This is a genomic window from Micromonospora sp. B11E3, assembly GCF_039871625.1.
Taxonomy (GTDB): Bacteria; Actinomycetota; Actinomycetes; order Mycobacteriales; family Micromonosporaceae; genus Micromonospora.
In genome coordinates, this window is sequence record NZ_JBDPMC010000035.1 from 46327 (window position 1) to 67782 (window position 21456).

The window sequence follows — 21456 nt, forward strand, 5'->3', positions numbered from 1 at the left end:
TCGCCGCTTCGCCCGTTCCGCCCGGGAACGCCGCGGGTTCCGCCTACCGTCGGGGCAGGGCGTGAGGGGGTGGCGCGGCATGGCGGAACGGCGGGACGGGGTGCAACCGGGGCGGACGCGGGGGCAGCGGGAGCCGAGCCGGCCGGACCGGAGCCTGCACGCCGCACGGGACCCGGTCCACAGCGACCGCCCCCACCGGGGCCTCGCGACGATCCCGGCGTGCGTGGACAGCCACCACCGGCCCGGCCCGCCTCCGGGCCGGTTGCGTCGCTGGCTGTTCCAGCACCGGGTGCAGCCGATCGGGCCGGAGACGCGGGAGACCGAGGCCAGGGTCCACGCCTGGTGGCAGGTGATGTGCCTGACCGGCGTCGACTACTTCTCCACCCTGTCGTACCTGCCCGGCATCGCGGCCGTCGCGGCCGGCGCGTTGTCCCCGCTGGCGACGCTGTTGATCGTGGCGCTGACCCTGTTCGGGATGCTGCCGATGTACCGGCGGGTGGCCCGGGAGAGCCCACACGGGCAGGGGTCGGTGGCGATGCTGGAGCGGCTGCTGCCGTTCTGGCGGGGAAAGATCTTCGTCCTCGTCCTGCTCGGCTTCGTGGCCACCTCGTGGATCATCACGATCACCCTGTCGGCGGCCGACGCGACCGTGCACCTGCTGGAGAACCCGTACCTGCCGGACGCGCTGCACGGCCGGTTCGTCGCGGTCGCGGTCACCGTCGGGCTGCTGCTCGTCCTCGGCGGGGTGTTCCTGCTCGGCTTCCGTGAGGCGGTCGGGGTGGCCATCCCGCTGGTGGCGGCGTTCCTGGTGCTGAACGCGGTGGTGGTCGCCGCCGGCCTGGCCAACGTCCTCGCCGACCCCGGTGTGCTCGCCTCCTGGCGGAACGCGCTGGTCCCCGCCGGCGGTGGGCTCGTCCACGGGGTCAGCCAGGCCGTGCTGGCGTTCCCGCTGCTGGTGCTCGGCCTCTCCGGCTTCGAGACCGGGGTCAGCATGATGCCGCTGGTCGCCGGGCAGGGGCCGGACCGGGAGGCCCGGCTGGCCGCCCGCGTCCGCAACACCCGCAGGCTGCTGGCCACCGCCGCGTTCATCATGTCGGGTTACCTGGTCACGACGACCTTCGTCACCACCGTGCTCATCCCGCCGCACGAGTTCGGCCCGGGCGGCCAGGCCCAGGGCCGGGCCCTGGCGTTCCTGGCGCACGAGTACCTGGGCGAGGGCTTCGGCACCGTGTACGACATCAGCAGCGTGCTGATCCTGTGGTTCGCCGGGGCGTCGGCGATGGCCGGCCTGATCAACATCGTGCCGCGCTACCTGCCGTCGTACGGGATGGCGCCGGAGTGGGGCCGGGCGGTGCGGCCCGTCGTCCTCGTCTACACGGCGATCAGCATCGCCATCACCGTCGCCTTCGGCGCCGACGTCAACGCCCAGGCCGGCGCGTACGCCACGGGCATCCTGGCGATGATGGTCTCCGGCGCGGTGGCGGTGGCCATCTCGGCGGTGCGCCGCCAGCAGCGCCTCGCCGCCGTCGGCTTCACGGTGCTCACCGTCGTCCTGGGGTACGCCCTGTTCGAGAACGTGATCGAGAAACCGGACGGGACCGCGATCTCCGCCATGTTCATCCTCGGCATCATCGCCGTGTCGCTGGTGTCCCGGGTGTCGCGCACCACCGAGCTGCGGGCGGAGCGGATCGAGTTCGACGAGGCGGCCCGCCGGTTCGTCGCCGACAGCCTCTCGCACGACGGGCAGCTGCACCTGATCGCCAACAGGCGGCAGAGCGGCGGGGTGGAGGAGTACCGGGACAAGGAGATCACGCAGCGGGGCGTGAACCCGGTGCCGGGCGCGGCGGACGTGCTGTTCCTGGAGATCGACGTGGTGGACCCGTCGGAGTTCAGCCGGGTGCTGCGGGTGCACGGGGTCGAGGTCGAGGGGTACCGGGTGCTGCGGGCGAGCAGCCCGGCGGCGCCGAACGCCATCGCGGCGATCCTGCTGGCGCTGCGCGACGCCACGCAGGTACGACCGCACGCGCACTTCGAGTGGTCCGAGGGCAACCCGATCGCCCACCTGCTGCGGTACCTGATCCTGGGCCGGGGGGACACCCCGCCCGTGGTACGGGAGATCCTCCGCGAGTCCGAGCCGGACCCGGCCCGCCGCCCCCGCATCCACGTCGGCGGGTGAGGAAGGGCCACGGAGCGCCGGAGGCGTCCGATCGCGGCAGCCCGGGTGCCCGTCGCGACTGGCCGCTCGCGGACACGGTACGGCCCGCGTCGCTCGTGCGGCGCGGGCCGGGGTGGCGCTGGCCTACTTCGAAGGCTCGGGGAGTTCGCAGTCGACCTTCGGGTTGGCGCCCAGGTAGTTCAGCGGGCCGGCCACGATGGTCACCAGGATCGTGCCGGCCTCGGCGCAGTTGGCGTCGTCGCCTTTGTAGTAGCCACGCTGACCAGCGGCGATCGCGCCGATGACCAGCCAGATGACCAGGATGACTCCCAGGATCGAGGGGCCGCTCCGCATGGCTTCCTCCGGGGTTGTATGGGCCGAGGTGAGGCCCTTGTACCCAACGGCGAGGATCGGCTAAACGGCGCTGCGCCCGACGCGGCGGTATGGCCGCCGCCGGTCAACGCGCTTGTCGGCGACATGGCGGTGACGCCGTGGCACCGTCACCGCCATGTCGCCGACCTGGCGATGGACCTCGGTCAGGCGTCGCCCACGGCCACCGGCAGCACCCGCTCGGCCTCGGCCGGAGCGCCCGCGAGCACCCGGGCCTGCTGCGGCCAGGTGGCCAGGCTCGGCGCGCCCCGGAGCCCGGCGGCCCGGATGGTCTCTCGCAGCGCCGCCTCGTCCAGGTCGGCCAGCTGCTGATAGGTGCGGACGCCGGCGTCGTGCAGTGCGGCGGCCATCTTCGGGCCGATGCCCTGGATGCGACGGAAGTCGTCGGTCGACGCGGCGGCCCCGGCGGCCTCGTCGGTCTCGGCCCCGGTCCCGCCGGTGGCGGCGGCCCCGACGGTCTCGGCCCCGACGGTCTCGGTCGCTCCGGCCCCGGGCTCGCCGGTCCCGCCGCTGGCGGCGGGCACAGGGGCGGCCGGCACCTCGGCCTCGTCGGCGACAGCGGGAGACGCGTCCGGCTTCGCGTCGGCGTCCACCGCCGCGGCCGGCGCGTCCGTCCCCACCGCGTCCGGGTTCACGTCGGCCGGGTTTACATCGGCCGGGTTCACGTCGGCCCGGATCGCGTCGGCCGGCGTCGCCGCGCCGGCCGACGGGAGGGTGGCCGGCGGCGTCTCGGCCGTGTCCCGGTTTCCGGTCTCCGGCAGGCCGGCGTCCTCGGTCTCGGCGCGCGGGGCCGGGACGGTCGGCTCGGCCTTCCGGTCGTCCCCGGTGGGCTCGGCGGCCGGAGCCGCGGCCGGGGCGGCCTTCCCGTCGTCTCCGGTCGGCTCGGCGGCGGCCCCGGCCGGCTCCCGGGTGTCCGCCGGCACCGGCGCGGTGTCCTCGGGGGCGAAGGCGGCCTGGTCGCTGTCGGCCAGGACCGCGCCCGGCCGGGTGGGCTCGGCGGTGTCCGGGGCCGGCTCGTCGACGACGGCCTCCGTCGTCGTCGCAGCCACCGTCGCCGCCGGTGGCTGCAGGTCGATGGTGGCCTCGACCGGCGCGTCGGACACGCCGGTCGCCCCGGCGGCCGGGGCGCGCTCCACGATGGACGCCTGCGCGTCCTGCCGGCCGCGCAGCACCCAGCCGGCGGCCAGACCCACCAGCAGCGCCAGGATCGCGAACAACCACTGCCCGAAAGTCGACGGCACGGTGCACCTCCCTGTTGCGTATGTCGAATGAAAGTCGCGAGTAAGACTCGCCGCAGCTTCGCATACGCTCGGTATCGCGCGACACGGTGGCTCCGGGCTTCCGGTGCTGGTAGGACGGGTCGCGCCTACGGTGGCCGCGAGGTTACCCAGGGTGTTCGCGCGGGCGGCCGTCCCGGCCGGGGTCGGCCCTCGGCGGCGGGGTCCCGCGTGGACGCCCCGGCGACGCCGACGGACGCCGGGTCAGCCGGCGCTTCCGGTGGGGCTGATCGACGGCCGGCCGGCGTCCCAGCTGTAGAAACACCCGGCGATGGCGTCGCGGGGGGAGTGCCAGATCGGGAGGTACGGCGAGGTGTGCGCGGACAGCCGCTCGTTGACCTGGTGGTACAGCGGGTGGCTGCGGGCCTCGGCCAGCGCGTCCGCGTGGACGTCCGCGGTCTCCATCAGGTGTACGCACAGGTCGTGCAGGCAGTACAGGGAGCGGTGCCGGATGCCGGTCAGCCGGGGCAGCTCGGTCTCGTCGGACTCGGCGAAGATCTGCGCGACCCGCCCCTCGGACCCGGGGATGATCCTGCTGACGATCAGTAGGCGACTCATGGAACCCCTCCCGCCGGATCGGACGCCGGGCCCGATCGACAGGCCGCGCGCTACGTGTCCCCACCCTGCGCCACACCGTGTCACGTCATCGTCACGATGTGGACACTGACCGTGACGGAATTGTCGGTGGGCCCGACCGGCGGTCGCGCGGGACGGCGTCAGTGGGGCCGCGGGGCGGGACCGCGGGGCCCGGCGGGCGGCGGGGTGGCGTCGCGGGGCGGTGCGGGCCGCGGCGTGGCGTCCCGGGGCCCCGCGGGCCGCGGGGCGGTGCGGGTGGCCCGGCGGATGGGCGCGAGGGTGTCGTCGAGCAGCGCGCACATGGCCGCCGACGGTTCCAGCCGCAGCTCGCGCAGCAGCAGGTCGCGGTAGACGTAGAAGGCGTGCACCGCCTCGAAGGCGTTGCCCTCGGCGAGGTGGATGCGCACCACCAGCCGGTGCGGGGTCTCGCGCAGCGGCTCGGCGGCCATCGCCTCCAGGGCCGCCTCCAGGGCCTCGCCGTGCCGGCCGGCGGCCAGATGGTGGTCGGCGAGTTCCTCGAGCATGTGCAGGCGCAGCTGACGTAGCCGCTCCCGCTCCATCAGCACCCAGTCGTCGTACCAGCCGGGCAGCAGGTCGTGTCGGCCGGCGGCGAGCGCGCCGGCCGCGATGCGGTGTTCGTCGCCGTCGCGGACCCGGGCGGCGGTGCGCACCAGGTCGTCGACGTCGAGTCGGACCACGGGGTGCAGGCGTACGCTGTCGCCGCTGGTCTCCACCGGACAGCACGGGTCCTGGCGCAGCCGCCACAGGGCGGTGCGCAGGGACGACAGGGCGCGCTCCTCGGACGCCTCGGGCCACAGCAGCCCGGCGAGGTGGCTGCGGGTGGATCCCGGGCGCAGCCCGATGAGCGCGATGACGCGTTGCAGTCCGCGCGGCACGACCACCGGCACCTCGTCGTGCAACAGCCGGAACCCGCCGAGCAGGTGCAGCGAGATGTCCGGCGCGGGACGGGCGCCGACGGTCGGAATGCGCTTGTCAGCGGTCACGGCGGCACCCCCTGCGCCGGGGCCCGCCCCCGGCCGTCCTGTGTCCCCGGCACGGCTGCCCCGGACGTCGCGCCGCGCGACGCCACCACCCCCGGGCGCCGGCCTGCGACGCTGCGGGCGCCGGGCTGACCGCGTCGAACATATCAACAATGGTTACTCTGGGTCAATGGAGTGGTCGCTGTGGGAACCGTCCACGCTGCTCGTGAAAGCCGCTCCGAACAGCGGAAACATGTACCCGTCGAGGCGCGTGGCCGAACAGTCCGCACATAGCTGATGCACAGTTTCCGTCAACCCACCGTCACCACGGGGAGGCTTCGGTGGACGGTCCGGGGTGACGTGCCGGTGACGGAGGGCCGCGCATCGTGTCCGCAGTCGTCGGGCGTGACGGGTCCGTCGCGCCGCACCGGATCGCGTCAGCCGCAGGAGGCCATACATGGACCGATCGCTGATCGTGGCGAAGGTCGTCCCGACCGCCGAGGATCGGGTCGCCGAGATCTTCGCCGAGTCGGACGCGACGGAGCTGCCGCGCCTGGTCGGCGTGCGCCACCGGTCGCTGTACCGGCTGTACGACCTGTACGTGCACCTGTTGGAGACCGAGCAGCCCGCCGACGGCGCCGTGGAGGGGGTACGGGGGCACCCGGAATTCGTCCGGGTCAGCGACCGGCTCCGCCCGTACATCTCGCCGTACCTGCCGACCTGGCAGTCCCCCCGGGACGCCATGGCGCACTGCTTCTACCGCTGGGACGCCCCGGGCGAGGTGAGCCGGCCGTGACCGCGACCGCCTCGCAGGACGAGCAGCTCTGGGCGCGCTGCGCCGGCTGCGCCAGCCTGCTCTACCGCAAGCGGCTGCGCCGCAACCTGGACGTCTGCCCCGAGTGCGGGGCGCACACCCGGCTGAGCGCGCCGGAACGGCTGCGTCAGCTCGTCGACCCGGACACCTTCACCCCGCTGCCCGACCGGCCGGTCGCGATCGACCCGATCGGGTTCGTGGACGCGGTGCCGTACCCGCAGCGGCTCGCCGCGGCCCGGGCCGGGACCGGCCTGGGCGAGGCCGTGGTCTGCGGCACCGCCCGCATCGGCGGTCACCCGGTGGCGCTGGCGGTGATGGACTTCCGGTTCCTCGGCGGCAGCCTCGGCTGCGCCGTCGGGGAGCTCATCACCCTGGCCGCCGAGCGGGCCCTGGCCGACGGGATCCCGCTGGTGCTGGTGACCGCCTCCGGTGGCGCGCGCATGCAGGAGGGGGCGCTGTCGCTGATGCAGATGGCCACCGTCAGCCAGGCCATCGCCGGGCTGCGGGAGGCGGGCCTGCTCACCGTCAGCGTGGTCACCGACCCGACGTACGGGGGTGTGGCCGCGTCGTTCGCCACGAACACGGACGTGGTGCTGGCCGAGACCGGCGCGCGGATGGGGTTCGCCGGCCCCCGGGTGATCCGGCAGGTGACCGGCCGGGCGCTGCCGGAGGGGTTCCAGACCGCGGAGTTCCTGCTGCGGCACGGGCAGGTCGACATGGTGGTCACCCGGCGTGCCCTGCGCGGCCGGCTGACCGCGCTGCTCGCCGCCGCGCACGCCGGCCGGGCCGCGGCGCGCCATCGGGGCGTACCCGGGCAGGAGTCGGCGGCCGGCGCGGCCGGCGGGGACCGGACGACGCGCGCCGCCGCGGGGGCCGACGGGGACCCGTGGGAGACGGTGCGGGCGGCCCGGCACCCCGGCCGGCCGACCACGTTGGACTACCTCGACACGGCGTTCGACGGGTTCGTGGAGCTGCACGGCGACCGGCTCGGGCGGGACTGCCCGGCCGTGGTGGGCGGCCTGGCCCGGCTCGACGGACGCCACGTCATGGTGATCGGCCACCAGAAGGGACACACCACGGGCGAGCTGGTGGCCCGCAACTTCGGCATGGCCAGCCCGGCCGGGCACCGCAAGGCGCTGCGGCTGATGCGGCTGGCCGCGCGGCTGGGCCTGCCGGTGGTGACCCTGGTCGACACCCCCGGCGCGGACCCGGGCGTCGGCGCGGAGGAGCAGGGGCAGGCGGCGGCCATCGCCGAGAACATCCTCGCCTTGAGCGTGCTGCCCACGCCGGTGGTCGCCGTGGTCACCGGCGAGGGCGGCAGCGGCGGAGCCCTCGCGCTGGCCGTGGCCGACCGGGTGCTGATGCTGCAGCGGGCCGTCTACTCGGTGATCAGCCCGGAGGGCTGCGCGGCGATCCTCTGGCCGGACAGCTCGGCGGCCCCGCAGGCCGCCCGCGCGCTGCGGCTGACCGCTGCGGACCTGTGCCGGATCGGCGTCGCCGACGAGATGGTGGCCGAGCCGCCCGGCGGGACGCAGGCCGACCCGGCGGCCGCGGCCGAACTGCTACGCGCCGCCGTACTGGCCAACCTCACGCCGCTGCTGGACGTGCCGGCGGCGACGCTGGTGCGCCGCCGCCGGCAGCGGTTCCGCCGGTTCGGGGCAGCCCGCCTCGGTGCCGGGGCGGGTGCCCGGTGACCGCGGAGTCGGCGACGTCGGTGCCGAGCCCTAACGGCAGGCCGACCGGTGGGGAGGAGGTGCTGACCGGGCTGCGGCGGCACGCCCGCCAGCTCGTGGAGGAGCTGGCCGGGCCGGTGCGGCGGGTCCGGCTGCGCAGCGGGGACACGGTGCTGGAGGTGGAGTGGCACGACCCCGTCGGAGCGGTGCCGGCACCCCGCCCGGCCGCCCCGGCCGCGGCCCCGGCCCCCGCCGTCGCGCCGGTCGCGGCGCCGCCCGTCGCGGACGGCCGGTCGGTGGTGCGCTCGCCGATGGTCGGCACCTTCTACCGAGCCCCGGAGCCCGGCGCGGCGCCGTTCGTCGCCGTCGGCGACCTGGTGCGGCCCGGTCAGGTGATCGGGATCGTCGAGGCGATGAAGTTGATGAACGAGGTGACCGCCGACCGGGCGGGCCGGGTGGTCGAGCTGCTCGTGGGCGACGGCCAGCCGGTCGAGTACGACCAGCCGCTGGTCGCCGTGGCAACGGTCTGAGGGCCGCGGGTGATGGTGATGTTCGAGAAGGTGCTGATCGCCAACCGGGGCGAGATCGCGCTACGGGTCCTGCGGGCCTGCCGTGAGCTGGGCATCCGTACGGTGGTCGTCTACTCCAGCGCCGACGCCGACTCGCTGCCGGTGCGCCTCGCCGACGAGGCGGTGCGGATCGGGCCGGCGGCCAGCCGGCGCAGCTATCTCAACGCCGCGGCGATCGTCGAGGCGGCCCGGCGTACCGGGGCGCAGGCGGTGCACCCGGGGTACGGGTTCCTCTCCGAGGACGCCGACTTCGCCGAGATCTGCGCCGACAACGGGCTGACGTTCATCGGCCCGCCGCCGCAGGTGATGTCCGCGCTCGGGGACAAGTCCACCGCGCGGGCGCTGATGCTCGAGGCCGGGCTGCCGCTGCCGCCGGGCAGCGTGCAGACCCTGCCGACCGTCGAGGCGGCCGCCGAGGTGGCCGCCGGGATCGGCTACCCGGTGATCGTGAAGGCGGCCGCCGGCGGGGGCGGCCGGGGCATGACCGTGGTGCGCCGCCCCGCCGACCTCGCCCGGGCGTACGCGCGGACCCGCGCTGCCGCGCAGGCCGTCTTCGGCGACGACCGGGTGTACGTCGAGCGGTACCTCACCGACGCCCGGCACGTCGAGGTGCAGGTGCTCTGCGACGCCCACGGCGCCGGGGTGCACCTGGGCACCCGGGACTGCTCGGTGCAGCGGCGCCACCAGAAGCTGGTCGAGGAGGCGCCCGCCCCGGGACTGTCCACGGCCACCCTGGACGCGATCGCCGCCACGGCGCTGCGCGGCGTCCTCGACGTCGGCTTCACCGGCGCGGGGACCGTCGAGTTCCTGGTCGACGACGAGGAGCGGTTCCACTTCCTGGAGATCAACTGTCGGATCCAGGTGGAGCACCCGGTCACCGAGATGATCACCGGCATCGACCTGGTGCACGAGCAGCTGCACGTCGCCGCCGGGGTGCCGCTGCGGCTGCGGCAGGAGGACATCCGCCCGCACGGGGTGGCCGTGGAGTGCCGGATCAACGTCGAGGACCCGGCGCGGGGCTTCGCGCCCACTCCCGGCCGGCTGACCCGGTTCACGCCGCCCGGCGGCCCGTTCACCCGGGTCGACACCCACGGCCACGTCGGCTACGTGGTCGGCCCGCACTACGACTCGCTGCTGGCCAAGGTCGCCGTCTGGGGGCCGGACCGCACCCTGGCGCTGGACCGGCTCGAGCGCGCCCTCGACGAGTTCGACATCGACGGGCCGGGCGTGCGGACGACCATCCCCTTCGTGCGTCGGGTCCTCGACGACCCGACGTTCCGCAAGGCCGGGCACACCACCGCCCTCGTCGACCGCCTGCTCGCCGCCCCCGCGCCGCCCGCGGACCGTGCCGCCGCCCCCGCGCCGCCCGCGGACCGTGCCGCCGCCCCCGCGCGGCCCGGCCGGGCCGCCCCTCCTTCCACCGACCGCCCCGAACCGTTCGACCATCAGCCCCGGAGGACCCGATGACCGTCACCCACGGCCGACCGCGCGCAGCGGACATCACCGACATTCTGGTCGCGCACTGCGGCCTGGACGCCGACGCCGCCGCCCGCGCGCCCGCCGCGTCCCTGGAGGAGCTGGGCATGGACTCCCTCGCCCTGCTCGAACTGCAGGCGGTGGTCGCGGACCGCTGGCAGGTGCAGATCCCCGAACAGGCCGCGCAGCTCAGCATCCCCGCCGTGGCCGACCTGGTCGCCCGGCAGGCCGTCCCGCCCGACGACCCGGTCCCACCCATACAGCGGGCGGCGACCGAGCCGCCCACCGGACCGGACCGGGCCGGCGAGCAGGGGCCCGGGCACACGGAGAACGGCATCGTCATCGCCGCGCCGCTGTCGCTGGTCTGGGACGTCACCAACGACGTCGCAAACTGGCCCCAGCTGTTCACCGAGTACGCCGCGGCGGAGATCCTGCGCCGCACCGGCGACACCGTGCTGTTCCGGCTGACGATGGTGCCCGACGAGAACGGCATCTCGTGGAGCTGGGTCAGCGAGCGTACGGCCGACCCGGTCACCCGGACCGTCCGGGCACACCGGGTGGAGACCGGCCCGTTCGAGTTCATGCGGCTGCGCTGGTACTACACCTGCGAGCCGGAGGGCACCCGGCTGACCTGGGTGCAGGACTTCGCCATGAAGCCCGACGCGCCGATCGACACCCCCGCCATGGTCGAGCGGATCAACGCCAACAGCAGGGTGCAGCTCGCCGTCATCAAGGAACGGATCGAGCGGATGGCCGCCAGCGACACCCCCGGAGGCACGGATGAGTGAGACGGTCGAGCGTACGGTGGCCGCCCGGGACGTGGCACCCGACCGGCGGCGCGGCGGCGAGCTGCGGGTCCTGCTCGGGCCGAAGACCGTCGGCAGCACCTCCGGGTTCATGGGGGTGGCCGCGCTGGCGCCGGGGGAGCGCATCGCCGAGCACTACCACCCGTACAGCGAGGAGTTCCTGTACGTCGCGCGCGGCGCGATCACCGTGGACCTCGACGACGTACCGGTGCCGCTGGCCGCCGGGGAGGCGCTGTTCGTGCCGGTCAACGTCCGGCACCGGCTGCGCAACACCGGGCCCGAGCCTGCCGAGGTGGTCTTCCACCTCGGCCCGCTCGCCCCCCGGCCGGAACTGGGCCACGTCGACACCGAGGTGGCCGAGCGGCGGGGCGCGTCGTGACCGGGCGCCGCACGGTGGTGACCGGCGTCGGGGTGGTCGCCCCGGGCGGCGCGACCCGGGACCGGTTCTGGAAGACGATCACCGAGGGACGGACGGCGACGCGGCGGATCACCTTCTTCGACCCGTCGCCGTTCCGGTCCCGCATCGCCGCCGAGTGCGACTTCGACCCCGTCGCCGCCGGGCTCACCGCCGCCGAGCGGCGGCGCGCCGACCGGTACGTCCAGTTCGCCCTCGCCTGCTCGATCGAGGCGGTCGCCGACAGCGGCCTGGCGCTGACCGACGCCGAGCGGGACCGCGCCGGGGTGGTGCTCGGCACCGCCGTCGGCGGCACGATGGCCCTGGAGCAGGAGTACGTGACCGTCAGCGACGCCGGCCACCGGTGGCTGGTCGACCACGCGCGCGGCGGGCCGTACCTGTACCAGGCGTTGGTGCCCAGCAGCCTGGCCGCCGACGTGGCCTGCCGGCACGGCCTGCACGGCCCCGCGCAGGTGGTCTCCACCGGCTGCACCTCCGGCATCGACGCCATCGGGTACGCCCACCAGCTCATCGCCGACGACGAGGCCGACATCGTGCTGGCCGGGGCCGCCGACTCGCCGATCTCCCCGGTCACCGTCGCCTCCTTCGACGCCATCAAGGCGACCACCCCCGACAACGACGACCCGGCGCACGCCTCCCGGCCGTTCGACGCCGACCGGCACGGGTTCGTCCTCGCCGAGGGGGCGGCCGTGCTGGTGCTGGAGGAGTACGAGCACGCCCGCCGCCGGGGCGCGCACGTCTACTGCGAGGTCGTCGGGTACGCCAGCCGCAGCAACGGTTACCACATGACGGGGCTGCGTCCGGACGGGCTGGAGATGGGGCTGGCCATCGCGGCGGCGATGAAGCAGGCTCGGCTCGCTCCGGAGCGGGTCTCCTACATCAGCGCCCACGGCTCGGGCACCCGGCAGAACGACCGGCACGAGACGGCGGCGTTCAAGCGGGCGCTCGGCGAGGCCGCGTACCGGGTGCCGGTCAGCTCGATCAAGTCCATGGTGGGCCACTCGCTCGGCGCGATCGGCTCCATCGAGATGGCCGCCTGCGCCCTGGCCATCGAGTACGGGGTGGTGCCGCCGACGGCGAACTGGGCCACCCGGGACCCGGAGTGCGACCTGGACTACGTGCCCAACGAGGCCCGGGAACTGCCGGTGGACGTGGCGCTGTCGGTGGGCAGCGGCTTCGGCGGCTTCCAGTCCGCGATGGTGTTCCGCCGGCTCGCCGGGGCGGCGACGACATGAGCGCCCCCGCCGCCTCCGCCGTCCCGGCGGTGCCCCGGGCCGTGGTCACCGGCATCGGCGTCGTCGCGCCCAGCGGGATCGGCGCGGACGCGCACTGGGCCACGATCACCTCGGGAACCCGCCGCACCGGGCCGATCACCCTGTTCGACCCGGCCGGCTACCCGACCCGCCTCGCCGGGGAGGTGTCCGGCTTCGAGCCCCTCGACTGGGCCGACAACCGGCGGCTGGTGCAGACCGACCGGTGGACGCACCTCGGGTTCGCGGCGACCCGGCTGGCGCTGGCCGACGCCGGGCTGCCCGAGCGGGCCCCCGACCCGTACGGGTACGCCGTCACGCTGGCCAGTTCCTCCGGCGGCAACCTGTTCGGGCAGCGGGAGCTGCAACGGCTGTGGGGCGGGTCGTCGCGCACCGTCGGGGCGTACCAGTCGATCGCCTGGTTCTACGCCGCCAGCGTGGGGCAACTGTCGATCCACCACCAGTTCAAGGGCCCGTGCGGGGTGCTGGTCGCGGAGGGCGCCGGCGGGCTGGACAGCCTCGCGCACGCCGCGCGTACCGTCCGGCGGGGCACTCCGGTGGTGGTCGCCGGGGCCACCGAGTGCCCGCTGAGCCCGTACGCGCTGGCCTGCCAGCTCGCCTCCGGGCTGCTCAGCGCCGACGACGACCCGGAGCGGGCGTACCGGCCCTTCGACGCCGGGGCCGCCGGGTACGTGCCGGCCGAGGGCGGGGCGGTGTTCGTCGTGGAGGAGCTGAGCCACGCGCTGTCGCGGGGCGCGCGGATCTACGGCGAGGTCGCCGGCTGGGCCGCCACCCACGACGCCGCGCACACCGGCCCGGACACGCCCGTCGACCCGACGCAGTACGCGCGGGCGATGCGGCTGGCCCTGGGCCGCGCCGGGGTCGCCGCCGAGGAGGTGGACGTGGTGCTGCCCGACGCGCTGGGCGTGCCCCGCCACGACCGGGCCGAGGCCGAGGCGCTGCGGGCCGTCTTCGGCGCCCGGCCGGTGCCGGTGAGCACCCACAAGTCGCTGACCGGCCGGGCCCACCAGGGCGGTTCGGCGCTGGACGTGGCCACGGCGCTGCTCGCCTTCCGGCACGACCTGCTGCCCGCCTCCGCCGGCCCGGGCACCCCGGCCGAGGGCTGCGAGCTGGACTTCCTGCGCGACCCCCGGCGGCCGGCCTCCCGGGTGGCGCTGGTGTGCGCCCGCGGGTTCGACGGCTTCAACAGCGCACTGGTGGTACGCGGCGCGGCACCGCCACCCCGGCGGCCGTGAGACGGGCCTGCCGACCCGGCGGCGTCGACCCTACGACCCGTCGAGGGTCACCTCGGCCAGGTAGACGCAGGTCCGCTCCTCGTGGGAGGAGTAGTAGCTGACCCGCAGCACCCCGTCGTGCCAGTCCAGGCCCGGGTAGCCGCAGTCGCCGCCGGACGGCAGCGCGACCAGCTCGGTGAGGGCGCCCCGCTCCGGGTCGACGGCGCAGATCGAGGTGCGCGGGCCGCCGTCGAGCAGGCGTACCCCGGCGACCAGGCGGCCGTCGGGCAGGCCGAGCAGGGCCGGCCCGCCCACCTGCACGCCGAGGTCGGTCCAGGCCCAGTGCCGGTACGGCGGCCGGGACCGCCCGAGCTGGGCGGTGGCCGCCTCCCGGTCCCGGCGCAGCAGGCAGACGGCCGTGCCGTCCGAGGTGAAGACCAGCCCCGACTCGTTCGGGTAGCCGCCGAGGTAGAGGGACTCCACGACCGGCTGGAGGTCGAACCCGTCGCCGCTGCGGTACAGCCGGACGAGGCGCGGCTCCCGGGTGGCGTAGCCGACGCCGTACATGGCGCCGCCGTGCCAGGCCGCCTGCCACACCCACATGTCGGGTTCACCGATCGGGGTGGGCTCGCCCCACCGCTCTCCGTCGGTCGACAGCCAGGTCACCGTGCGGAACGATCTGGTGGTGCCCGCCCCGAGCCCGGCCGGGCTTTGCGTCACCGCGGCGGCGAGCAGTTGCAGCCGACCGTCCGGCCGGGCAACGAACCGGGGGTCACGCAGGTCGGTCGCCTGGCGTTCCAGCCGGGCGGCCGGGCCCCAGCGCCGGCCGTCGTCGGAGGCGAGCACCCGGATCGCGCCGTCGGCGGAGAGGTGTCCGGCGCCCTCCCGGAACGCACAGAGCCACCGACCCCGGTGCCGCACCAGGTCGGTGAAGGCGCTGTGCCCGGCGGCGTCCCCGATTCGGTGCACCGCCGCCACGCGGGCGGCGGCCACCGGGCTCGCGGTCGATGGTGGCGTCATCGTGGTGGCCTCCTCGCCGGTCCGGTGGCGCCTGAACCGCCGACGGTAGCCACGCCGGCCGACGCCGGCCGGGCTCGGGGGCGAACGCCCGGGAAACATCGGAGGGCGTGACCGCGATGGCGAACGGGGCGGACAGCCGCCGCCGGGGGTGGTTCCGTTTCCGTCCGGGTGGCGCCCACGGTGGCCCCGCCTCGGGCAGGATGGTTCCCGTGGTGCAGGTGGCGGTGTGCGGGCCGGCGGACGCGACGGGCGGCGAGCTGACGCACGCGTGGCGGGTGGGGGAGCTGCTGGCCGAACGCGGCGTCACGGTGCTCTGCGGGGGCGGCGGCGGGGTGATGGCGGCGGTCGCCGGGGGTGCCCGCTCCCGCGCCGGCCTGGTCATCGGGGTACGCCCCGACGACGGGCGCGACCCGCGGCCGGCCGCCGACGTCTCCGCCACCGTCGTGACGAACATGGGCCAGGCCCGCAACGCGATCCTGGTGTGGAGCGCCGACGCGGTGATCGCCGTCGGCGGCTCGTGGGGGACGCTGAGCGAGGTCGCCCTCGCCCTGCGCCGGGGCGGCATCCCGGTGGTGACGCTCGGCGGCTGGCGCGTCGTCGACGCCACCGGCGTGCCCGTCGTCGGGCCCGTCCACGCCGACACCCCCGAGGAGGCGGTGCGCGCCGCGCTCGCCGCGCCCGCGCCGCCGCCGTCCGGCGACTGACGCGTACGCTGCCGGCGGTCGGTTCCGGCGGCGCCCCGTCGGCCCGGCGTGCCCGCTGCGTCGCCGCCCGGCCACCACCCGTGTTCCGGCCGCCCGGCCGATCGACCATAATGGACGCATGGTCGCTTGGGAGTACGCACTTCTGGTCCGCCGCTACCAGGGGCAGGGACGCAATTTCCACGTCTCGTTCGTCTGGTACGCCCCCGACGGCTCCCGCGCCGACGTCACCGCGTACGGCGACACCGCGATCGCGCACCTCAACCGGGTCGGCCGGGACGGCTGGGAGCTGGTCTCGGCGGCCGAGGACGTCAACAACGTCCAGGGCAGCACCGAGGTGCACCGCTACCATCTCAAGCGCCCCCTCGACCGCTCCTGACCCCGGCCGGGGCGCGCGCGTTGCTACCGTCCTCCCACCGCCGCGCGGTCGCGGGCGGTGGGAGGAGGAGCGATGGGCGAGCCGCTCCGCCACGTCGTCGGGATCGACTTCGGCACCCTCACCGGCCGCGCCGTCGTCGTGGACGTCGCCGACGGCCGGGAGCGCGGCAGCGCCGTGCACCCGTACCGGCACGGGGTGATCACCGAGCGGCTGCCCGGCGGCCCGGCGCTGCCGCCGGACTGGGCGTTGCAGCACCCCGACGACTACCGCGACGTGCTGCGCGTCGCCGTGCCCGCCGCGCTGCGCGACGCCCGCGTCGACCCCGCCGACGTGATCGGCATCGCCGTGGACGCCACCTCCTGCACGGTGCTGCCCACCCTGGCCGACGGCACCCCGCTGTGCGAGCTGCCGGAGCTGCGGGACCGCCCGCACGCGTACCCGAAGCTGTGGAAGCACCACGCGGCCCAGCGGCAGGCCGACCGGATCAACGCCCTGGCCGCCGAGCGCGGCGAGCCGTGGCTGCCCCGCTACGGAGGCCGGGTCTCCGCCGAGTGGCTGCCCGCCAAGGCCCTCCAGACACTGGAGGAGGACCCGGCCGTCTTCGACCGGGCGCGGCGCTTCGTCGAGGCGGCCGACTGGATCGTCTGGCAGCTCTGCGGCCGGGAGACCCGCAACGTCTCGGCCGCCGGCTACAAGGCGCTGCGCCAGGACGCGGCGTACCCGTCGGCGGAGTTCCTCCGCGCGCTGCACCCGCGCCTCGACGGCCTGCTGGCCCGCCTCGACGGTCCGCTCGCCCCGGTCGGCGCCCGCGCGGGCGGGCTCACCGCCGAGGCCGCCTCCTGGACCGGCCTGCGCCCCGGCACCGCCGTCGGGGTGGGCGCCATCGACGCCCACGTCACCGCCGCCGCGGCTTGCTCCGTCGCCCCGGGCCGGATGCTCGCCGTGCTCGGCACCTCCACCTGCCTGATCATGAACGCGGAGACGTACCGGGACGTGCCGGGGGTGTGCGGGGCGGTCGACGGCGGGGTGACCACCGGCGCGTGGGGCTACGAGGCCGGGCAGAGCGGCGTCGGCGACATCTTCGCCTGGTACGTCGACAACGCCCTGCCCGCCTCCTACGCGCGGCGCGCCCGCGAGCTCGGGATCACCCCGTACGACCTGCTGGACTCCCTCGCCGCCGACCAGCCCGTCGGCGGGCACGGCCTGCTCGCCCTGGACTGGCACAGCGGCAACCGGTCCGTGCTGATGGACCACGAGCTCAGCGGCGTGCTGCTCGGGCTGACCCTGGCCACCCGGCCGGAGGACATCTGGCGGGCGCTGCTGGAGGCCACCGCGTTCGGGGCACGCACCGTGGTCGCCGCGTTCGAGGCGGCCGGGATCCGGGTCGACGAGCTGACCGCCGCCGGCGGGCTCACCCGCAACCGGCTGCTCATGCGGATCTACGCCGACGTGATCGGCCGCCCGCTGCACGTGGTCGACGCCGAGCAGCCGGCCGCGCTCGGGGCCGCCGTCCACGCGGCGGTGGCCGCCGGAGCGTACCCGGACGTGCCGGCCGCGTCGGAGGCGATGGGGGCGCGCCGCCGCGAGACGTACCACCCGGAGCCGGCCCGCCGCGCCGCGTACGACGAGCTGTACGCCGACTACCGGGAGCTGCACGACCACTTCGGCCGCGGCGGCAGCGGCGTCCTGCACCGCCTGCGCGCCCGCCGCAACCGCCCCCACTGACGCCGCCCACCCCGGCCGCGCTGGGCCGCCCTGCCCCCACCGGCCCCCGGTGATCATGGAGTTGACGGCGGTTGGAGGGATCAAACCCGCCGCCAACCTTATGATCACGCAGGGCGGTGGGAACGGCGACGCCCCCGCACCGGCGGACCGGGGCGGGGGCGTCGGGGCGTCGGGGGGAGGGGAGTCAGCCCAGGTCGACCGACGGGTAGAGGGGGAAGTTGGTCAGCAGCTCGCTGGCCTGCTTGCTCACCCTGTCGGCCAGCGCCGGGTCGAGGACGTACTTCGCCTTCGACGGGGTGCCGTCGGTGTTCGCGCCCGGCGTCGTCTGGGTGAGCACGGTGTGGATCAGCTCGGCGGTGGCGTCCATCTCAGCGGTGCCGAGGCCCCGGGTGGTCAACGCGGGGGTGCCGATCCGGATGCCGGAGGTGTACCAGGCGCCGTTCGGGTCCTGCGGGACGGCGTTGCGGTTGGTCACGATGCCCGAGTCGAGCAGCGCCTGCTCGGCCTGCCGGCCCGTCAGGCCGTATCCGGAGACGTCGATGAGGACCAGGTGGTTGTCGGTGCCGCCGGTGACCAGCGTCGCGCCCCGGCGCAGCAGCCCCTCGGCGAGCGCCTGGGCGTTGTCGACGACCCGCTGGGCGTAGCCGGCGAAGTCGGGGCGGCGGGCCTCGGCCAGCGCGACCGCCTTGGCGGCCATCACGTGCGGCAGCGGGCCGCCGAGCACCATCGGGCAGCCCCGGTCGACCTGGTCGGCCAGCTCCGGGCCGCACAGCACCAGGCCGCCACGCGGGCCGCGCAGCGACTTGTGGGTGGTGGTGGTGACGATGTGCGCGTGCGGCACCGGGTCGAAGTCGCCGGTGAACACCTTGCCCGCCACCAGGCCGGCGAAGTGCGCCATGTCGACCATGAAGGTCGCGCCGACCGAGTCGGCGATCTCCCGCATGATCCGGAAGTTGACCTTCCGCGGGTACGCCGAGTAGCCGGCGACCAGGATCAGCGGCTTGAACTCCCGCGCCGCCTCGGCGACCTTGTCGTAGTCGACCAGCCCGGTCGCCGGGTCGGTGCCGTAGCTGCGCTGGTCGAACATCTTGCCGGAGATGTTCGGACGGAAGCCGTGGGTGAGGTGGCCGCCCGCGTCCAGCGACATGCCCAGCATCCGCTGGTTGCCCAGCTCCCGGCGCAGCGCGAACCAGTCCGCCTCGGTCAGCTCGTTGACCTGCCGCACCTGCGCCTTCTTCAGCGCCGGCGCCTCGACCCGGTCGGCCAGGATCGCCCAGAACGCCACCAGGTTGGCGTCGATGCCGGAGTGCGGCTGCGCGTACGCGTGCGCGGCGCCGAACAGCTCCCGGGCGTGCTCGGCGGCCAGTGCCTCGACGGTGTCCACGTTCTGGCAGCCGGCGTAGAAGCGACGGCCGACGGTGCCCTCGGCGTACTTGTCGCTGAACCAGTTGCCCATCGCCAGCAGGGTGGCGGGGGAGGCGTAGTTCTCGCTGGCGATCAGCTTCAGCGACTCCCGCTGGTCGGCCAGCTCGGCGCGGATCGCGTCGGCGACCCGGGGCTCGACGGCGCGGATCACCTCGAGGGCGGAGCGGAACGCGGTGGACTCGGTGCTCGGCGACGACATGCGACCTCCTACTGACGTGCGGTGGAAGGCCCAGGCGCTCGGCATGTGTCCTCGTGACGGGGCCGCTCCCCGATGGTTCTCCATCCTCACGCGCCAGTCACGGCCCGTGCCGATCGTACCCGGTCGGGCCCGCTGCCTCCGGACGACCTCCGCCACCGCGTCTCCCGTGGGGCGCGGCGCTCCCCTAAGATCGGCTGATGATCGTGGGGGAGGACGGGGCGCTGCTCGCGATCAGCGACCTGCACGTCGGGTACGCGGAGAACCGCGCGATCGTCGAGGGCCTGCAACCCGGCTCGCCGGCCGACTGGCTGCTGGTCGCGGGTGACGTGGGCGACACGGTCGAGGACATCGAATGGGCGCTGGGCCTGCTCAGCCGGCGCTTCGCGAAGGTGATCTGGGTGCCCGGCAACCACGAGCTGTGGACGCCCCCGGCCGACGAGGTCACCCTGCGCGGCGAAGCCCGCTACCGGCACCTCGTCGACCGCTGCCGCGCCCTGGGCGTGGTCACCCCGGAGGATCCGTACCCGGTCTGGCGGGGCCCGGGCGGGCCCGCGCTGATCGCGCCGCTGTTCCTGTTGTACGACTACAGCTGGCGGCCCCCGGGCCTCGACCGCGAGGCGGCGCTGGCCGAGGCGTACCGCACGGGGATCGTCTGCACCGACGAGTTCCTGCTGCACCCGGACCCGTACCCGAGCCGGCAGGCGTGGTGCGCCGCCCGGGTCGCCGAGACCGCCCGCCGGCTCGACGCCCGGGACCCGGACCTGCCGACGGTGCTGGTCAACCACTGGCCGCTGCTGCGCGAGCCGACCCGCATCCTGCGCTACCCGATCTTTGCCCAGTGGTGCGGCACCGAGGACACCGCCGACTGGCACGTGCGCTACGACGCTGCCGCCGTCGTGTACGGCCACCTGCACATCCCCCGGACGACCTGGCACGACGGGGTGCGCTTCGAGGAGGTGTCGGTGGGCTACCCGCGCGAGTGGCGCCCCCGGCCCACCCCACCCGGCCAGCTCCGCCGCATCCTCCCCGCCCCCTGACCGGCCCCTGCGCCCGATCTTGGACAGTTGTCGTTCACGCGGCAAGAACGACAACTGTCCAAGATCGGGGACGCTGGTGGCGTCTTGGTGGCGTCGCTGCGCGGCTCAGGCCGTCACCGCGTCCATCGCCTTCTTGATCGCCTTCGGGTCGCTCGGGCTGCGCGGCGCGTCCCTACGCAGCGCGATCATCCGCTCGCCGATCTCCTGCAACTCCTTGCGGCCGAGCGCGTCCCGCACCTTCGGGAACCACTCCTGCTCCTCCTCCTCGACGTGGTGCAGCACGTTCTCGATCAGCACCGTCGTCTTGGCGTTGAAGTGCTCGTCGTCGGCGTCCATGGCGGCCAGCTCGGCGCACAGCACGTCGGCGACGTGGTGCTCCTCGTACGACTCCAGGATGTCGTCCTCCAGGTCCGGCAGCAGCCGGCGGACCTCCGGGTACATCACCGGATCACCGCCAGGATGCCCCGCCCTTCAGGGCGGGGAGGAATGGCGGACGTGCCGTCAGCCATGACTGTCCTTTCTGGTATGACTGGTTTTGTGCGGACGGCGTACAGGTGTCGGGTGTACCCGACCCCGGAGCAGGCGGTGGTGCTGAACCGCACGTTCGGCTGCGTCAGGGTGGTGTGGAACCGCACTCTCGCCGCCCGTCACGCCCGCTGGCACACCGAACGGAAGTCCACCTCCTACGCGGAGACGGATCGGGCGCTGACCGAGATGAAAAAGCAGCCCGACCTGGCGTTCCTGGGTGAGGTGTCGTCGGTGCCGTTGCAGCAGACCCTGCGCCACCAGCACACCGCCATGACCGCCTTTTTCCAGAAACGGGCCCGGTATCCGCGCTACAAGTCCCGCCACGGCCGCCAGTCCGCCTCCTACACCCGGTCGGCCTTCCGAATGCGTAACGGCAATCTGACGTTGGGAAAAACACCCGGTGTGCTGAGGTTTGTGTGGTCGTGGCCCGACGTCGACCCGGCCGGGTTGGATCCGACGATGGTGACGGTGTCGCGTGACCCCGACGGCCGCTGGTTCGTCACCTTCGCCGTCGACATCGCCACACCCACCCCACCCGAACCGCCGGGCGAGGTGGTGGGCGTCGACCTCGGCCTGACCGACTTTGCGGTGCTGTCCACCGGCGAACGCATCTCCCACCCCCGGCACATGGAGCGCCGCGAACGCCGACTCAAGCGGTACCAGCGGATGATGGCCCGAAAACAGAAGGGCTCCGCCAACGACCCTGTTGCTGAATTCGTGACATGCCGTTGTGGATCCAGTGTGTTGGCTGGTCTGTCCTGAATGATCGTGTTGCTGGTCGGCTTTTCCCCTCTCCCGGCCGCAGGATGGTTTCGCCGATGTCGAT

Annotated in this window: 21 protein-coding genes and 1 riboswitch; of the genes, 14 read left to right on the forward strand and 7 right to left on the reverse strand. The window is 74.8% G+C overall.

The window, feature by feature from the left end:
- Window positions 1–79: 79 nt before the first annotated feature.
- Window positions 80–2176, forward strand: coding sequence for an amino acid transporter (locus ABGB16_RS18760; protein WP_347669373.1), 2097 nt, complete (start codon window positions 80–82; stop codon window positions 2174–2176).
- A 123-nt stretch (window positions 2177–2299) separates the two neighbouring features.
- Here ABGB16_RS18760 and ABGB16_RS18765 read toward each other — a convergent pair whose 3' ends face one another.
- From ABGB16_RS18765 to ABGB16_RS18780, 4 genes are all read right to left on the reverse strand, one after another.
- The gene (locus ABGB16_RS18765; protein WP_347669374.1) at window positions 2300–2509 is read right to left on the reverse strand and encodes a hypothetical protein; all 210 of its coding nucleotides are present in this window, start codon (window positions 2507–2509) and stop codon (window positions 2300–2302) included.
- Window positions 2510–2691: 182 nt separating this feature from the next.
- Complete coding sequence (locus ABGB16_RS18770) at window positions 2692–3786, reverse strand: helix-hairpin-helix domain-containing protein (RefSeq protein ID WP_347669375.1); 1095 nt, start codon at window positions 3784–3786, stop codon at window positions 2692–2694.
- A gap of 240 nt (window positions 3787–4026) precedes the next feature.
- A complete protein-coding gene (locus ABGB16_RS18775; protein WP_347669376.1) occupies window positions 4027–4380 on the reverse strand; it encodes a TcmI family type II polyketide cyclase in 354 nt (117 codons plus the stop codon).
- 158 nt (window positions 4381–4538) lie between these two features.
- Window positions 4539–5384: a BTAD domain-containing putative transcriptional regulator gene (locus tag ABGB16_RS18780; RefSeq protein WP_347669394.1), complete on the reverse strand. Its 846-nt coding sequence runs from the start codon at window positions 5382–5384 to the stop codon at window positions 4539–4541.
- Window positions 5385–5835: 451 nt separating this feature from the next.
- Here ABGB16_RS18780 and ABGB16_RS18785 point away from each other — a divergent pair, with 451 nt between their 5' ends.
- The 8 genes from ABGB16_RS18785 to ABGB16_RS18820 are packed head-to-tail and all read left to right on the forward strand — an operon-like array spanning window position 5836 to window position 13637.
- On the forward strand, window positions 5836–6174 hold the full coding sequence (locus ABGB16_RS18785; RefSeq protein WP_347669377.1) for a TcmI family type II polyketide cyclase: 339 nt from the start codon (window positions 5836–5838) through the stop codon (window positions 6172–6174).
- Window positions 6171–7886, forward strand: coding sequence for an acetyl-CoA carboxylase carboxyltransferase subunit alpha (locus ABGB16_RS18790; protein ID WP_347669378.1), 1716 nt, complete (start codon window positions 6171–6173; stop codon window positions 7884–7886). The genes ABGB16_RS18785 and ABGB16_RS18790 overlap by 4 nt, the downstream gene beginning before the upstream one ends.
- A 20-nt stretch (window positions 7887–7906) precedes the next feature.
- Complete coding sequence (accB, locus tag ABGB16_RS18795; RefSeq protein WP_347669395.1) at window positions 7907–8395, forward strand: acetyl-CoA carboxylase biotin carboxyl carrier protein; 489 nt, start codon at window positions 7907–7909, stop codon at window positions 8393–8395.
- 18 nt (window positions 8396–8413) lie between these two features.
- The gene (locus tag ABGB16_RS18800; RefSeq protein WP_347669379.1) at window positions 8414–9901 is read left to right on the forward strand and encodes an acetyl-CoA carboxylase biotin carboxylase subunit; all 1488 of its coding nucleotides are present in this window, start codon (window positions 8414–8416) and stop codon (window positions 9899–9901) included.
- Window positions 9898–10698: an SRPBCC family protein gene (locus tag ABGB16_RS18805; RefSeq protein ID WP_347669380.1), complete on the forward strand. Its 801-nt coding sequence runs from the start codon at window positions 9898–9900 to the stop codon at window positions 10696–10698. Before ABGB16_RS18800 ends, ABGB16_RS18805 begins: the two co-directional genes overlap by 4 nt.
- Window positions 10691–11095: a cupin domain-containing protein gene (locus ABGB16_RS18810; protein ID WP_347669381.1), complete on the forward strand. Its 405-nt coding sequence runs from the start codon at window positions 10691–10693 to the stop codon at window positions 11093–11095. The genes ABGB16_RS18805 and ABGB16_RS18810 overlap by 8 nt, the downstream gene beginning before the upstream one ends.
- A complete protein-coding gene (locus ABGB16_RS18815; protein WP_347669382.1) occupies window positions 11092–12366 on the forward strand; it encodes a beta-ketoacyl-[acyl-carrier-protein] synthase family protein in 1275 nt (424 codons plus the stop codon). The genes ABGB16_RS18810 and ABGB16_RS18815 overlap by 4 nt, the downstream gene beginning before the upstream one ends.
- On the forward strand, window positions 12363–13637 hold the full coding sequence (locus ABGB16_RS18820; RefSeq protein WP_347669383.1) for a beta-ketoacyl synthase N-terminal-like domain-containing protein: 1275 nt from the start codon (window positions 12363–12365) through the stop codon (window positions 13635–13637). Before ABGB16_RS18815 ends, ABGB16_RS18820 begins: the two co-directional genes overlap by 4 nt.
- 30 nt (window positions 13638–13667) lie before the next feature.
- Here ABGB16_RS18820 and ABGB16_RS18825 read toward each other — a convergent pair whose 3' ends face one another.
- Window positions 13668–14636, reverse strand: a complete 969-nt coding sequence (locus ABGB16_RS18825; protein WP_347669384.1) for a sialidase family protein — start codon at window positions 14634–14636, stop codon at window positions 13668–13670.
- 209 nt (window positions 14637–14845) lie between these two features.
- On the opposite strand from ABGB16_RS18825, the gene ABGB16_RS18830 reads away from it, so the two are divergent.
- The 3 genes from ABGB16_RS18830 to araB all read left to right on the forward strand — a co-directional run bounded on the left by ABGB16_RS18830 (window position 14846) and on the right by araB (window position 17441).
- On the forward strand, window positions 14846–15340 hold the full coding sequence (locus ABGB16_RS18830) for a hypothetical protein (RefSeq protein WP_347669385.1): 495 nt from the start codon (window positions 14846–14848) through the stop codon (window positions 15338–15340).
- Window positions 15341–15458: 118 nt separating this feature from the next.
- Window positions 15459–15716 (forward strand): hypothetical protein, encoded by a 258-nt coding sequence (locus ABGB16_RS18835; RefSeq protein WP_347669386.1) that lies wholly within the window; start codon window positions 15459–15461, stop codon window positions 15714–15716.
- Between the two features lie 72 nt (window positions 15717–15788).
- On the forward strand, window positions 15789–17441 hold the full coding sequence (gene araB, locus ABGB16_RS18840) for a ribulokinase (RefSeq protein WP_347669387.1): 1653 nt from the start codon (window positions 15789–15791) through the stop codon (window positions 17439–17441).
- Window positions 17442–17625: 184 nt separating this feature from the next.
- Here araB and ABGB16_RS18845 read toward each other — a convergent pair whose 3' ends face one another.
- Entirely contained in the window at window positions 17626–19065 is a 1440-nt protein-coding gene (locus ABGB16_RS18845) for a glycine hydroxymethyltransferase (RefSeq protein ID WP_347669388.1), read from the reverse strand.
- 21 nt (window positions 19066–19086) lie between these two features.
- Window positions 19087–19176, reverse strand: a riboswitch (ZMP/ZTP riboswitch).
- Window positions 19177–19262: 86 nt separating this feature from the next.
- On the opposite strand from ABGB16_RS18845, the gene ABGB16_RS18850 reads away from it, so the two are divergent.
- Window positions 19263–20102, forward strand: coding sequence for a metallophosphoesterase (locus ABGB16_RS18850; RefSeq protein ID WP_347669389.1), 840 nt, complete (start codon window positions 19263–19265; stop codon window positions 20100–20102).
- 105 nt (window positions 20103–20207) lie between these two features.
- On the opposite strand, the gene ABGB16_RS18855 is transcribed toward ABGB16_RS18850, so the two are convergent.
- Window positions 20208–20543 (reverse strand): hemerythrin domain-containing protein, encoded by a 336-nt coding sequence (locus tag ABGB16_RS18855; RefSeq protein ID WP_347669396.1) that lies wholly within the window; start codon window positions 20541–20543, stop codon window positions 20208–20210.
- Window positions 20544–20627: 84 nt separating this feature from the next.
- Here ABGB16_RS18855 and ABGB16_RS18860 point away from each other — a divergent pair, with 84 nt between their 5' ends.
- On the forward strand, window positions 20628–21392 hold the full coding sequence (locus tag ABGB16_RS18860; RefSeq protein ID WP_347669397.1) for a transposase: 765 nt from the start codon (window positions 20628–20630) through the stop codon (window positions 21390–21392).
- Window positions 21393–21456: the final 64 nt, after the last annotated feature.

Coding starts and splice junctions, on each gene's coding strand:
- ABGB16_RS18775 (WP_347669376.1), bottom strand. CDS start 4,380: ATGAGTCGCCTACTGATCGTCAGCAGGATCATCCCCGGGTCCGAGGGG.
- araB (WP_347669387.1), top strand. CDS start 15,789: ATGGGCGAGCCGCTCCGCCACGTCGTCGGGATCGACTTCGGCACCCTC.
- ABGB16_RS18785 (WP_347669377.1), top strand. CDS start 5,836: ATGGACCGATCGCTGATCGTGGCGAAGGTCGTCCCGACCGCCGAGGAT.
- ABGB16_RS18760 (WP_347669373.1), top strand. CDS start 80: ATGGCGGAACGGCGGGACGGGGTGCAACCGGGGCGGACGCGGGGGCAG.
- ABGB16_RS18805 (WP_347669380.1), top strand. CDS start 9,898: ATGACCGTCACCCACGGCCGACCGCGCGCAGCGGACATCACCGACATT.
- ABGB16_RS18835 (WP_347669386.1), top strand. CDS start 15,459: ATGGTCGCTTGGGAGTACGCACTTCTGGTCCGCCGCTACCAGGGGCAG.
- ABGB16_RS18825 (WP_347669384.1), bottom strand. CDS start 14,636: ATGACGCCACCATCGACCGCGAGCCCGGTGGCCGCCGCCCGCGTGGCG.
- ABGB16_RS18845 (WP_347669388.1), bottom strand. CDS start 19,065: ATGTCGTCGCCGAGCACCGAGTCCACCGCGTTCCGCTCCGCCCTCGAG.
- ABGB16_RS18820 (WP_347669383.1), top strand. CDS start 12,363: ATGAGCGCCCCCGCCGCCTCCGCCGTCCCGGCGGTGCCCCGGGCCGTG.
- ABGB16_RS18810 (WP_347669381.1), top strand. CDS start 10,691: ATGAGTGAGACGGTCGAGCGTACGGTGGCCGCCCGGGACGTGGCACCC.
- ABGB16_RS18850 (WP_347669389.1), top strand. CDS start 19,263: ATGATCGTGGGGGAGGACGGGGCGCTGCTCGCGATCAGCGACCTGCAC.
- ABGB16_RS18765 (WP_347669374.1), bottom strand. CDS start 2,509: ATGCGGAGCGGCCCCTCGATCCTGGGAGTCATCCTGGTCATCTGGCTG.
- ABGB16_RS18800 (WP_347669379.1), top strand. CDS start 8,414: ATGTTCGAGAAGGTGCTGATCGCCAACCGGGGCGAGATCGCGCTACGG.
- ABGB16_RS18855 (WP_347669396.1), bottom strand. CDS start 20,543: ATGTACCCGGAGGTCCGCCGGCTGCTGCCGGACCTGGAGGACGACATC.
- ABGB16_RS18860 (WP_347669397.1), top strand. CDS start 20,628: ATGACTGGTTTTGTGCGGACGGCGTACAGGTGTCGGGTGTACCCGACC.